At 69.3% G+C, this 13,137-nt stretch carries 11 protein-coding genes; 8 read left to right on the top strand and 3 right to left on the bottom strand.

Annotated elements, in window-relative coordinates; all coding sequences use genetic code 11:
- Positions 1-150 precede the first annotated feature (150 nt).
- Together ACFQV6_RS07700 and ACFQV6_RS07705 are read left to right on the top strand one after the other, a co-directional pair.
- A complete protein-coding gene (locus ACFQV6_RS07700) occupies positions 151-1,029 on the top strand; it encodes a virginiamycin B lyase (protein ID WP_378026638.1) in 879 nt (292 codons plus the stop codon).
- Positions 1,030-1,199: 170 nt separating this feature from the next.
- Positions 1,200-2,456: a GDSL-type esterase/lipase family protein gene (locus ACFQV6_RS07705; RefSeq protein ID WP_378026639.1), complete on the top strand. Its 1,257-nt coding sequence runs from the start codon at positions 1,200-1,202 to the stop codon at positions 2,454-2,456.
- An 8-nt stretch (positions 2,457-2,464) separates the two neighbouring features.
- On the opposite strand, the gene ACFQV6_RS07710 is transcribed toward ACFQV6_RS07705, so the two are convergent.
- On the bottom strand, positions 2,465-3,022 hold the full coding sequence (locus tag ACFQV6_RS07710; RefSeq protein WP_378026640.1) for a TetR/AcrR family transcriptional regulator: 558 nt from the start codon (positions 3,020-3,022) through the stop codon (positions 2,465-2,467).
- Between the two features lie 52 nt (positions 3,023-3,074).
- Between ACFQV6_RS07710 and ACFQV6_RS07715 the strand changes: the two genes are divergently transcribed.
- Positions 3,075-4,928, top strand: coding sequence for an ABC transporter ATP-binding protein (locus ACFQV6_RS07715; protein ID WP_378026641.1), 1,854 nt, complete (start codon positions 3,075-3,077; stop codon positions 4,926-4,928).
- 52 nt (positions 4,929-4,980) lie between these two features.
- On the opposite strand, the gene ACFQV6_RS07720 is transcribed toward ACFQV6_RS07715, so the two are convergent.
- Positions 4,981-6,108 carry a right-handed parallel beta-helix repeat-containing protein gene (locus ACFQV6_RS07720; protein ID WP_378026642.1) on the bottom strand — a complete coding sequence of 376 codons (1,128 nt, stop codon included), beginning with the start codon at positions 6,106-6,108 and terminating at the stop codon, positions 4,981-4,983.
- A gap of 326 nt (positions 6,109-6,434) precedes the next feature.
- Between ACFQV6_RS07720 and ACFQV6_RS07725 the strand changes: the two genes are divergently transcribed.
- The 5 genes from ACFQV6_RS07725 to ACFQV6_RS07745 are packed head-to-tail and all read left to right on the top strand — an operon-like array spanning position 6,435 to position 12,336.
- Entirely contained in the window at positions 6,435-8,030 is a 1,596-nt protein-coding gene (locus ACFQV6_RS07725; RefSeq protein WP_378026643.1) for a polysaccharide lyase family 1 protein, read from the top strand.
- Between the two features lie 14 nt (positions 8,031-8,044).
- Positions 8,045-9,049: a polysaccharide lyase family 1 protein gene (locus tag ACFQV6_RS07730; RefSeq protein WP_378026644.1), complete on the top strand. Its 1,005-nt coding sequence runs from the start codon at positions 8,045-8,047 to the stop codon at positions 9,047-9,049.
- Positions 9,049-9,987 (top strand): polysaccharide lyase family 1 protein, encoded by a 939-nt coding sequence (locus tag ACFQV6_RS07735; protein ID WP_378026645.1) that lies wholly within the window; start codon positions 9,049-9,051, stop codon positions 9,985-9,987. Before ACFQV6_RS07730 ends, ACFQV6_RS07735 begins: the two co-directional genes overlap by 1 nt.
- On the top strand, positions 9,987-10,901 hold the full coding sequence (locus tag ACFQV6_RS07740) for a polysaccharide lyase family 1 protein (protein WP_378026646.1): 915 nt from the start codon (positions 9,987-9,989) through the stop codon (positions 10,899-10,901). Before ACFQV6_RS07735 ends, ACFQV6_RS07740 begins: the two co-directional genes overlap by 1 nt.
- 19 nt (positions 10,902-10,920) lie before the next feature.
- Positions 10,921-12,336 carry a serine hydrolase domain-containing protein gene (locus ACFQV6_RS07745; protein WP_378026647.1) on the top strand — a complete coding sequence of 472 codons (1,416 nt, stop codon included), beginning with the start codon at positions 10,921-10,923 and terminating at the stop codon, positions 12,334-12,336.
- Between the two features lie 48 nt (positions 12,337-12,384).
- On the opposite strand, the gene ACFQV6_RS07750 is transcribed toward ACFQV6_RS07745, so the two are convergent.
- On the bottom strand, positions 12,385-13,137 hold a 753-nt coding region (locus ACFQV6_RS07750; RefSeq protein ID WP_378026648.1), incomplete at its 5' end, for an alpha/beta fold hydrolase.

Raw genomic sequence — 13,137 nt, forward strand, 5'->3', positions numbered from 1 at the left:
GGCGGGGACCACCCGCAACACCGGGCCGTCGCGCCCCGCCGGGTCATGAGCGGGGTACCGGGCCGCGGCGCCCCGCCGGGTCATGAGCGGGGTACCGGGCCGCGGCGCCCCGCCGGGTCATGGGCGTGGTCCGGCCGTAAATTGGCCTCTGTGACTGTCGAAGAATTTTCCGTCGCCCCCGCCGGCGCCGGGCCCTACGCGCTGACCACCGGACCGGACGGCGCCCTCTGGTTCACGCTGGTGCACAGCGGTGCGATCGGCCGCCTGGTACCGGGCGAGAAGGCGGAGATCCACGAGGTCGGCGCGGACTCGGGCCCCACGATCATCACGACGGGACCGGACGGGGCGCTCTGGTTCACCGAGTACCGCTCGCACCGCGTCGGCCGGATCACCACCAGCGGCGAGGTGAGCAGCTTCCCGCTGCCCACGGCCGGAAGTGCGCCGTTCGGGATCACCGCCGGGCCGGACGGTGCCCTGTGGGTCACGCTGACCGCCACCGACCGGATCGCCCGGGTCACCACCGGCGGAGAGGTCACCGAGTTTCCGATTCCGATCACCGGCGCCTTTCCGTCGGCGATCACGGCCGGTACCGACGGCGGCCTCTGGTTCGCCATGAACCAGGCCAACGCCATCGGCCGGATCAGCACCGGCGGGGCCGTCACCGTGCATCAGCTGCCGACCGAGGGTGCCGCACCGGTCGGCATCACCACGGGTGCCGGCGGTGAGCTGTGGTTCGTCGAGATCGGCGCCGGCCAGATCGGCCGGATCACCCCGGACGGCGTGATCACCGAGTTCCCGCTGCCGGACCGGGCCGCACGGCCGCACGCCATCACCGTCGACGGCGCGGGCACCCCGTGGTTCACCGAGTGGGGCGCCAACCGGATCGGGCGGATCGCCGCCGACGGCACGGTCACCGGCTACGACCTTCCCACGCCGAAATCCGAGCCGCACGGCATCACGCTCGGCCCGGACGGGGCGCTGTGGGCGGCGCTGGAGATCGGAGCCCTGGTCCGCGTCACGGCAGACTGAGACCCAGGCCATACCCGGCTCATCAGCTGATCCACATCTCGGGGTGTCAGGATCTGCCCTGCTCAGCGGGGTAGTCTGCCCTGCTCAGCGGGGGCAATCTGCCCTGCTCAGCGGGGGCAGTCTGCCCCGCTCACGAGGCAGAGAGTCGGGATGTGCGGATGAGATGGGCTATGGCGGCCGTGATGGCCACGATGGCCTTGGGCGCTGCGGCGGGTTGTGTGGCGGCGGAACAGAAGACGACGCCCGGTTCGTCGCAGCCCGCGGATCTCTCGTCGCCTGGCTTCTCGCAGCCCGCGGCTTCCTCGTCGCGGCCCGCGGTCGATGAGGAGCCCGGGGCGGTGCCGTGGGTGGGGACGTGGGCGACGGCGGTTCAGCCGGGCGGGCGGGCTTTCGAGAGGCAGACGCTGCGGCAGATCGTGCACACCAGCATCGGTGGGGGCAGTGCGCGGATCCGGCTCTCCAACGCGTACGGAAGAAATGCCCTGACTTTGACCGGTGTGCACCTGGCCCGGAGCGTGCGGGGTGACGCCGTCGACGCGGCCACCGGGCGGAGTGTGACGTTCGGCGGGGCGGACTCGGTGACGATTCCGGCGGGTGGGATGGCGGTGAGTGACGAGGTCGAGTTCGCGGTGCCGGTGGACGGTGACGTGGCGATCAGCGCGTATCTGCCGGTGGCGACCGGGGTGAGCACGCGGCACACGCTGGCGACACGGCACAACTATGTCGCGGCAGGTGAGCAGAGTTCGGCGGAGAGGCTGAGCGGGGCCGCGCGGATCAGCAGTTACTTCTTCCTGGCGGGGCTTGACGTTCGTAACGAGGACGCGGACGGGGCGGTGGTGACGTTCGGGGCGTCGATCACGGACGGGCTGGGTTCGAGGTTCGGGGCGAACCGGCGGTGGCCGGACCTGCTGTCGGATCGGTTGAGGGCGTCCGGCCGTATCGTCGGGGTGCTCAACAGCGGGATCAGCGGCAACCGGCTCACCGGTGACACACACGGGGAGAGTGCGGCCAAGCGGTTCGACCGGGACGTGCTCCAGCAGCCGGGCGCCCGCTGGGTGATCATCTCGGACGAGGCGCTCAACGACCTCGGCATGGCGGACATGTCTACCCCGGTGCTGGTCGGCGCTCTGGAGGAGCTGATCGAGCGGGGACACGGCGCGGGGCTCACGGTGATCTGCTCGACGCTGACGCCGTTCCGCGGAGCGGGCTACTGGACCCAGCGCGGCGAGGACGGCCGGGCCGCGTTCAACACGTTCGTCCGCTCCGCCGGCAGCGGTTGCGACGCTGTTCTCGATCAGGACGCGGTAACCCGTGATCCGGGCTCCCCCGGCCGGTTCCTCGCCGGCTTCGACTCCGGCGACCACCTGCACCCCGGCGACCGTGGCATGGGGGCGATCGCGGACGCCGTACCCCTGAAGTGGTTTTGATTTGATCTTTAGTCGCGCAGTGGGCGCACAGCTCCCTCGACGCAGCGCAGGACCAGGCGCAGGATCTCGTGGCGGGAGGCGTTGTTCTCGGCGAGGAAGCTCCAGCCGAGATAGAGCTGCGCCCAGATCAGGCTCTGGACCCAGATCGGCGGGAGCTCGGGGTCGATGCTGCCGTCGCTGTGCCCGCGCCGCACCATCGCCAGGAACTCCTCGTCGCAGGCGCCCTGACCGTCGTCGACCGGGATCTGCTCGCGGAAGAGCAGTGACAGCACGTCGCCGAGATCGAAGAACTCCTGGCAGAGCCGGCGGACGGCGGCGGCACCGGTGTCCTCGGCGATCCGCGCCCGGGAGCGGGCCTGGCCGAGCCGTTCGAGCGCCTCGGCGTGCAGGGCGGTGATCAGGTCGCCGCGCTCGGGAAAATAGCGGTGCAGGGTGGTCCGGCCGACGTCGGCAGCCGCCGCCACGTCACCGAGCGGGGCGGCGGGGTTGCGGGCGAGGACCTCGATGGCGGCGTCGAGGATCGCTTGCCGGGTCCGCGCGCGGCTACCGGTGGGGATGGCACTCACCGCGACAGATTAACACTTGCCCAATATGGAACATGAGTGTTCCACTACGGGTATGCCGGATTCCACCAGACTGAGAACCCTGCTCGCCGTCCTCCGCCCGCACCGCCGCACCATGCTCCTCGGGCTCGTCCTCGGGCTGATCGGCAACGCCGCCGGGCTCGCCACCCCCATGGTCACCAAGTGGGTGCTCGACTCCTTCAGCGGCGGCGTCGACCTGGCCCGGCCGATCACCGTCCTCGCCGCGCTGGTCGTCGTCGGAGCCGCGATCACCCTGTGGCAGTGGATCCTGCTCGGCACCCTCGCCGAGCGGATCGTGCTCGACGCGCGGGAGTCCATCATCCGGCGCTACTTCCGGGCCCGGGTCGGCGACCTCCAGGCCCGCGCCACCGGCGAACTGGTCACCCGGGTCACCTCCGACACCGGCCTGCTGCACCAGGCGTCCGGCAGCATCATCGGCCTCATCAACGCCGGGGTCGGGCTGGTCGGCACGCTGATCCTGATGGCGGTGCTCGACCTGACTCTGCTCGGCTGCACCCTCGCCGCGGTGGTCGTGGTCGCCGTGCTGATGGCCACCCTGCTCCCCCGGATCAGCGTCGCGCAGACGGCGGCCCAGGAATCGGTCGGGAGGCTCGGTGCCAACCTCGAGGGTTCGTTGCGGGCCATCCGTACGGTCAAAGCCAGCCGGGCCGAATCCCGCCAAGGTGACCAGATCGTCGGCAACGCGCGCGATGCGGCGGCACACAGCATCCGGGCTGCCAAGACGGCGGCCGCGGTCTGGACCATCTCCTGGACCGGGGTCAACCTGGCGGTGATCCTCATTCTCGCGGTCGGTGCGTGGCGTGCCCATGCCGGGCTGCTTGAGGTGAGCAGCCTTGTCGCGTTTCTGCTGTACGTCTTTCAGTTGATGGGGCCGATCAGCGAGCTCACGCAGAACATGACGGCGCTGCAGGCGGGGATCGCCGCGGCTGGGCGGATCAACGAGCTTTCGTCGATCGCCGTGGAACCGGACAGTGGGGGGTCCTCGGCTTCGGCTTCGGGGCGGGCCTCGGCTTCGGCTTCGGGGCGGGCCTCGGCTTCGGCTTCGGGGCGGGCCTCGGCTTCGGCTTCCTTCGAGTCGGGTGGCGTTGCGGATCTCGGCGGCGGCCTGGTGCTCGCGCTGCGGGACGTGACGGCGCGGTACGGGCCGGAGGCGCCGGAGGCGGTGCGCGGCATCAACCTGGAGATTCCCCGGCGGGGGCACACCGCGATCGTGGGTCCCTCAGGCGCCGGTAAGACCACGGTGTTCTCGCTGCTCCTGCGGTTCCTCGAGCCGGACGGCGGGCGGATCCTGCTGGACGGCAGGCCCTACGCGGAGTGGACTCATCAGGAGGTGCGGGCGCGGCTGGCGTACGTCGAGCAGGAAACGCCGGTGGTGCCCGGAACCATCGCCGACAACTTGCGCTTCACCCACCCGGACGCCACCGACGAGGAGCTGCTCGCGGTGCTGCGCTCGGTTCGCCTGGACGACAAGATCGACGAGCTGCCGGACGGGCTGGGTACGTCACTGAGCTCCACGGACGTGTCGGGAGGTCAGCGGCAGCGGATCGCACTGGCGCGTGCTCTGCTCCGGACACCCGACGTGCTCCTGCTCGACGAGGCTACCGCGCAGGTGGACGGGCTGACCGAGGTCGCGGTGCAGGACTGTATTCGTTCGCGGGCGGCCGTGGGGGCGGTGGTGACCATCGCGCACCGGTTGTCGACGGTGCTTGATGCCGACCGCATCGTCGTGATGGAGGAGGGGGGTATTCGGGCGCAGGGCACTCACGCGGAGCTGTATGCGACCGACGATCTCTATCGCCGCCTTGTCGAAGCTCTCCGTATCGCCGCTGACCAGTCGGCGCCTGCCCCGCACGCCGCGATCTTGTGAGGTTGCGCTCAGGTGGGCGTACGCAAGGCTCCAAGATCGCGGCGGCGGAGGGCTAGATCTTTGCTCCGACGGCGGTGCCGTTCGAGGGGACCAGGTAGTTGGAGGACGGGATCGAGCCGTCGGCGGTGCGCGGGCCGGTGATCGTGGAGGCGCTGGTGCTCTGGAGCGTCCACGTGCCGCCGATGTTCCACGAGTTGCCGGACGCCGTGGACGAACCCAGGGCGACAGCCGTCTTGTTGCCGACGGCCAGGTTCGCCGTCAGCCGGGACGTGGAGCCGCCGTCGACGTCGAAGCCGGTTTTGGCGTTCTGGTAGGCGGTGCTCCGGTTGATCGTGATCGCGCCGGTGTTGCCGTTGTCGGTGAAACCGTGTGCCGCGTTACCCCAGGCCATCGTATTGGTGACGGCGTGTGCGGCGGCCGGGCCGGTTCCGCTGCTGCCGCCGAGTTTGAGGCCGTTGCCGTCGCCGGAGAAGTTGGGGATGCTCCAGCGGTTGTAGCCGTTGCCGTACGCGATGGTGTTCTGGATCGTGATCGGTGAGGTGAACATCCAGGCGTCGAAACCGTCGTCGACGTTGTTCCAGAGGCGGGTGCCGCGGACCACGTTGCCGCTGCCGCCGCCCTCCTTGATCCCGAGGCCGTCGGCGCTCTCGCCGTTCTTGCGCGGGTCCCGGTTGCCGTAGCTGTCGAGGTTGATGATCTGGTTGTTCGCCGAGCTGCCCTGCAACTGGAAGCCGGTCTCGTAGTTGTCGCGGGTGATCAGCCGATCGAACGTGTTGTTGTTGCAGCCGGCGCAGTAGACGCCGTACGGGCCGTGGATGATCTCCAGGCCGGCGAGTCGCCAGTAGGAGGCCTCCATGTGGATCGCGCCGCGCTGGCCGCTGGGGATGGTCGAGCCGACGGCGCCGGGTGTGTAGCCGAGCGCCTCGCCGTCGATGACGACCTTCTCGGTGCCGTAATTGGTCAGCGTGATCGGGCTGCCGGAGGCACCGCTCTTGGTGATCTGGATGTTGGTGGTGAGCGAGTACGTTCCGCCGCGCACGGCGATGGTGCCGCCGGCCGAGATCAGGCTGATCGCCTTCTGGATCGTGGCGAGCGGGGCGGCGAGGGTGCCGGCGTTGCTGTCGTTGCCGCCGGGTGCGACGTAGAGGGTCGTCGCGGCGGCACTGGCGGGCGCTTGCATTACGGCGACGCACAGTAAAGCGGCGCCGGCCATTACGGCGGACAGCATTTTGCGGCGTGCACTCATAAGGGGATTCTCCTTACCGGGCCGGCCGGTGGCGCGGGGGACGGCGCACCGGCCGGGCGACGCGGCGGCGGCTCTGGGGAAGCCGCCGACATGGGGGAATGCGCTTTCCAGCCGAACCTACGGCGACCATCGGGCGATGTCAATCCACTGCAACAATCCTGCAAACGCAAAGCATTGACCATGGCCAATATCAAAATTTATGGTCGGGCTCTGCCCCATGTTTCGGGGATATTACGGCGGACAATTCCCGGAGGTTCCGCATGAGAAGAACCCGATTGATCACCGCTGCTCTGGCGATGTCGGCGTCGGCCCTGATGGTCGGCGTGATGGCGAGCGGCCCGGCCTACGCGGAGACTCTCTTCTCCGACAACTTCGACGACGGCAACGCTGACGGCTGGTCGCGCAACGGCGGTTCCTGGGCGGTGGCCGCCGACGGCTCACCGGCCTATCGGCAGTCGAGCACCAGCTCCAACGCCCGCGCGCTGGCCGGCAACACGGCATGGACCAACTACACCATCCAGGCAAGGGTACGGCCGATCGCGTTCGGCGCTACGGATCGCACCGCCGGGATCGCCGCCCGAGCCCAGTCGACGAGCCAGTACTACGCCCTCGTCCTGACCGGCGGCGGCACGGCTCAGCTCCAGCGGGTCTCCGGCGGCACGGCGGCCTCCCTCGGCACGGCGGCGGTCGGCGGATCCACCGGCACCTCGCGCACCCTCGCGCTGAGCGTCCAGGGCTCGACGCTCACCGGGTACGTGGACGGCCTCCAGGTCCTCCAGTCGACCGACAGCTCCTACGGCTCCGGGCGGATCGGCCTGGTCACCGGCTATGCCAGCGCCTCCTTCGACGACGTGGTCGTGGACACCACAGTGGTGCCGAGCCCCAGCGGCCCGTCGACCCCGCCAAAGACCACTCCTCCCCCGCCGGTCGGCGACTGCCGGGTCACCGGTTCACCCGCCGGCTTCGCCACGGTGAACGCCTGGGGACAGAACGGCACGACCGGTGGCGCCGGTGGACCGGTGGTCGACGTGGACACCGCCGCCGAGCTGCTGTCCGCCATCGCGACCGTCGGTCCGCTCACCATCTGCGTGAACGGGACGATCACCCTGCCCGCCGGGATGTACGACGTGACCAGCAACAAGTCGATCATCGGGGTGGGCTCGACGGCCGGGATCACCGGCGGCGGCTTCAACATCGGCCTGCCGGTCTCCGCGGTGACGACGCCGCCGGCCGACGCGGTGCGCAACGTGATCATCCAGAACCTGACGTTCCGCGGTGCCAGCGACGACTCGATCAACGTGCAGATGTTCTCGCACCACGTGTGGATCGACCACAACGACCTGGCGCAGGGTTACGACGGGCTGATCGACGTGAAGCGCGGGTCCTCCTACGTGACCATCTCGTGGAACCACACCCACCACCACACCAAGAACATGCTGCTCGGTCACGACGACAGCAACGGCGCGCAGGACACCGGGCGGCTGAAGGTGACCTACCACCACAACTGGTTCGACGCGACGCCGCAGCGCAACCCGCGGGTCCGGTTCGGCGAGCCGGTGCACGTCTACAACAACTACTACTTCTACAACACCGACACCGGCGTGGCCTGCCAGAACACCGCCGGATGCCTGGTCGAGGGCAACTACTTCGAGGACGTGGAGGAGCCGGTGACCAACACCTACGCGGGACCGGCGGGACGCTGCGTGGCCCGCAACAACGTGTTCGTCGGTGAGTCCGGTGCGCCGGACTGCAGCGGGACCGTGCAGGAGGCGTCGGCGTACTACTCGTACACCCTCGACGACCCGAACTCGGTCAAGGCGATCGTGACCGCTCAAGCCGGCGCCGGCCGGCTCTGAGAGGGGGTCGCGACATGCATCGCAGAACGTTCCTGGCAGCCGCGGCGGGTGCCGCCGTCGCACCGGCGGTGGCGGGGCTCCCGGCGTCGGCCGCTGCCGCCGGACCGGACGGTTTCGCGACCGTGGCCGGTTATGGACAGTCGACCACGACCGGTGGCGCGGGTGGGCCGACCGTCACGGTGTCCACTCCCGCCGCCTTTCTCGATCACATCGCGCGACCTGGCCCGTACATCATCCAGGTCTCCGGAACGATCAGCCTGCCCACCGGCACCAGCGACGGCATGCACCCGGTCGCCTCGGACAAGACGATCGTCGGACTGGGCTCGACAGCGGCCCTGGTCGGCGGCGGGCTGAACATCGGCCTGCCGGTCGACGACGACGTGACGAGCCCGCCGGCCGGCGCCGTGCACAACGTGATCATCCGCAACCTCCGGTTCTCCGGCGCCTCGGATGACCTGATCAACGTGCAGATGTTCAGCCACCACATCTGGATCGACCACAACGACTTCTCCGACGGCGACGACGGCGCGGTCGACATCAAACGCGGGTCCGACCTGGTCACCGTCTCGTGGAACAGGTTCCACGACCACGACAAGACCCTGCTGCTCGGCCACGACGACGACAACGGCGCGCAGGACGCGGGGCGGCTGCGCGTCACCTATCACCACAACTTCTTCGACGGCTCCGACCAGCGCAACCCGCGGGTGCGGTTCGCCCCGATCGTGCACGTCTACAACAACTACTACCTGGACAACAGCTATGGCGTCGCGTCGACGAACGACTCGGGCCTGTTCGTCGAGGGCAACTACTTCGTCAGCGTGAACAACCCGGGCCGGGTCGAGTTCAGCGGGCCGCTCGGGCGGATGGTGCAGCGCGACAACGTCCTCGTCGACTGCAACCACGCCATCGAGACGCGCGGGACGGTGGCGGATCCGCGCTCGTTCTACCCGTACACCGCGGATCCCGCGGCTTCCGTGCCCACCATCGTGCCGGCCGGAGCCGGCGTCGGGAGAATCTGATGCACGGCTTCCTGTCAGTACTGCTGGCCACGACCGGGATGTTCGTCGCGGCACCGGTGACCGCGGCAGCGGCGACCGTTGCCGACGGCTTCGCGACCGGCACCACCGGTGGGGTGGCCGGTCCGACGGTCACCGTCACCACCTCCGCGGATCTCGCCCGGTACGCGGGGGCGAATACGCCGTACACGATCATGGTTTCTGGTCGGATCTCCGCCGGTGGAATGATCACTGTGGTGGCCAACAAGAGCATTCTCGGTGTCGGCCCGGCCGCCGAGATCGCCGGCGGTGGCCTGCAGCTGGGCACCACCACGCGGCCCGGCAACAACGTGATCATCCGTAACATCAAGTTCACCAACGCGGGTGACGACTCGATCAGCGTCACCAACGGCGCGCACCACGTGTGGATCGACCACAACGAGTTCGGGCCCGGTTACGACGGCTCGCTCGACATCAAGCGCAAGTCCACCCAGGTCACGGTCTCCTGGAACGTCTTCCGCGGCACCGACAAGACAATGCTGCTGGGCCACTCCGACAACTACCGCGACGACATCGGCTACCTGCGGGTCAGCTACCACCACAACTGGTTCGACGGATCCAACCAGCGGCATCCGCGGGTCCGGTTCGGTGAGCCGGTGCACGTCTACAACAACTACTACGACAACGTCGGCGAGTACGGGGTTGCCTCCACCGAGAACGCGGGGGTGGTGGTCGAGGGCAACTACTTCGAGAACGTGGCGCACCCGTGTCACTCGGCGAGCGGATACGCCGAGAGCAACCCGGGACGGCTGGTGCAGCGGGCCAACGTGTTCGTCAACTCCGGTGTGTGTGAGGCGGGCGGCAGCGTGGCCGAGCCGTCCGGCTACTACTCCTACCAGCTTGATCCCGCTTCGTCGGTGCCGTCGCTGGTGACCGCCGGCGCGGGTGTTGGGAGGATCTGATGCACGGGTTCCTGTCAGTTCTACTGGCCGTGAACGGGTTGTTCGTCGCGGCGCCGTCAGCCGTTGCCGACGGCTTCGCGACCGGCACCACCGGTGGAGTGGGTGGCCCCACCGTCGTCGTCGACACCACCGATGAGCTGCTGGAGGCCATCGACACCGTCGGCGCGATGATCATCCAGGTCTCCGGGACCATCGCGATCACCAGCAAGCAGGGCGTGCGCCCGAACAAGACGATCGTCGGCCTCGGCTCCAACGCGACGATCACCGGGGGTGGGTTCGACTTCTACAAGTCGTACAACGTGATCGTGCGGAACCTGACCTTCGTCGACGCCGAGGACGACGCGGTCAACGTCGGACAGCAGTCACACCACATCTGGATCGACCACAACACGTTCGTACGCCCGGTGGACGGCTCGATCGACGTGGTCCGCGGCTCCGACTTCGTGACGATCTCGTGGAACCACTTCGCGGGGACCGACAAGAGCATGCTGATCGGGCACTCCGACGGGGCGTCCTCCACCGACGTCGGGCACCTGCGGGTGAGCATCCACCACAACTGGTTCGACGGGTCCCGGCAGCGGCATCCGCGGGTCCGGTTCGGTGAGCCGGTGCACGTCTACAACAACTGGTTCGACGGCAACGAGCTGTACGGTGTCGCCTCGACGATGAACGCCGGGGTCCTGGTGGAGGGGAACAACTTCTCCGGGGTGCCGTACCCGTGCTTCTCCACCGGCGGGTACGCGGACAGCGGGCCGGGGCGGCTGGTGCAGCGCAACAACGTGTTCAGCGGGTCGGGGCCGTGCCAGGCGGGCGGATCCGTGGCGGAGCCGGGGGCGTATTACTCGTACACGCTCGATCCGCCGGCGAACGTGCCGGCCATCGTCCAGGCAAATGCGGGCGCGGGGCGCCTGTAACGGTTGTTAGGGTGCGCGGATGTCTCCCCCGCGCACCCTCCTTCCACGGTCGGCGCCGGCCGCCTCGCAGATGTCGTCCCGCGCGATCGCCGCGCTGCTGGACCGGCTCGAGGCACAGTCCGCCGAGCTGCACTCGATCATGATCGTGAGCTCCGGTCACGTCGTCGCCGAGGGCTGGTGGGCGCCGTACTCGGCGCAGCGCCCGCACCTTCTCTACTCGCTGACCAAGTCGTTCACCTCGGTCGCCGTGGGGCTGGCGATCGCCGACGGGCTGCTCTCGCTCGACGACCGGGTGGTGGACGTGCTGCCCGAGCACGTTCCGGCCGGCATCTCGGAGCAGGGACGCCGCCTCACCGTCCACCACCTGCTGTCCATGACGGCCGGGCACGCTGAGGACAGCCTCTACCAGGCCTGGCAGCTGGAGCCGGGCGACCTGGTGAAGGGCTTCCTGCGCGTGCCGTTCGCCTTCGCGGAGGGAACTCGGCACACCTACGACAACGCGACCACCTTCGTCCTGGCCCGGACGGTGGAACGGGTCACCGGCCGCGGCCTGCCGGAGCTGCTCGACGAGCGCCTGTTCAAGCCGATGGGTGTCGACCACGCCGAATGGGACCGGGTGGCGAGCGGTGCCGCCTTCGGGTTCCACGGGCTGCACCTGACGACCGAGGCCGTCGCCGCCTTCGGTGAGCTGCTGCTGCGCGGCGGCCGGTGGGGCGATCAGCAGCTTGTCCCGAGCGCATGGGTGGAACTCGCGACCGGACGGCACATCACGACCCTGCCGTCCGAGGACGGGACAGCGGACGAGGACTTCCTTCAGGGGTACGGCTACCAGTTCTGGATGTCGCGGCACGGCTACCACGGGCATGGCGCGTTCGGGCAGCAGTGCGTGGTCGTACCCTCACATGATCTTGTCATTGCCGTGACCAGCGACGCACCGTCGCAGACGGTGTTCGACGCGATATGGGAGTGCCTGCTGCCCGGAACGGATCACGCGGACAGCGCCCAGGACGACGAGATGCTCGCCGATCGGCTGCGCCGGTTGTCGCTTCCGCCGCCGCAGGGCTCGGCCGGCCTTGAACGATCCGCCGAGGCGAAGCTCGACAGCTCGGTACTGCCGGACGGGACCATGGTGGCGGTCGATCCCGTGGACGGTGGATGGCTCGTGCGATTCGGGTCGATTCTCACGGTCGATGCCGGTTACGGCCAGTGGCGGGAGAGCTCACCCCTCGGCCGGCCTGTGGTCGCGGCCGGCGCCTGGCAGGGCACCACGTTCGTCGCGGATCTCTACGTCATCACCACCCCGCACCGGGTTCGGCTGGTGGTCGACGCCGAGGCGGGCACGGCGAGGGCGGCGTGGAGCACCGAGCCGCTGACCGGTCCCGATCTGGTGTTGCACCTACGGTCCCCGCTGATGACGCGGCCGGACGTCGCGTAGCCGGGTGCTCAGTCGCTTAGCCGGGTGCTCAGTCGCTTAGCCGGGTGCTCAGAGGAACTCGGCGATCCGGGCCGGCCACTTCCGGATGTCGGCCACCGTGGCGGAGACATGCAGGCGGGCATCCGGCAGCGTCTCCGCCAGCAATCGCGCACTGGCGACCGGGTGCACCGGGTCGTCCTCCCAGGCCAGGATCAGCGTGGGGTGCGGGATGGCCTTGAGCGCATCGTCGCCGGGAAGGTCGCTGAGAGCCGCGCCGCGCATCACCGAGGGCAGCAGCGGTTCGGGCACGTCCGCGTCGAACACCCAGGTGGGCACGTCCGCGAAGATGGGCGGTTTGAAGTTGCGCATGGCCTGGAGCCAGAGGTTCTTGCCGCGGTGCTCGACGAGCCTCGCCGCGGTTTCATAGGTTCGCGCGGGGGCGACCCGGTCGTCGCGGACGGTCGGGGGGATCATCAGGATCAGGCGGCGGAACCGGTCCGGGCGCTTCGTGGCGGCCCAGAGCAGGCTCGCCGTGCCGAGCGAGGAACCGGCCCAGTCGACCGGCTCGTCCCCGGCGACGCTGTCGGCCACCGCCAGCAGGTCGTCGGCCAGGGCCCGCCACGTGTAGGAGGCCGGGTCGGGTTCGCCGGTGGAGGATCCGTGGCCGCGCTGGTCGTACCTCACGATCCGCCGGGTGCGGGCGAGCAGCGACCAGTCGAGGACCCCGATGGAGTCCTCGACGGCCGGGGTGAAGTAGACGCCGTGCGAGTACCCGAGGAGCGGGCCGGCGCTGGCTTTGGCTTTGTCGCCGGCGCTGGCTTT

Origin of the sequence: Actinoplanes sp. GCM10030250 (genome assembly GCF_042666575.1) — a bacterium.
Classification (GTDB): domain Bacteria; phylum Actinomycetota; class Actinomycetes; order Mycobacteriales; family Micromonosporaceae; genus Actinoplanes.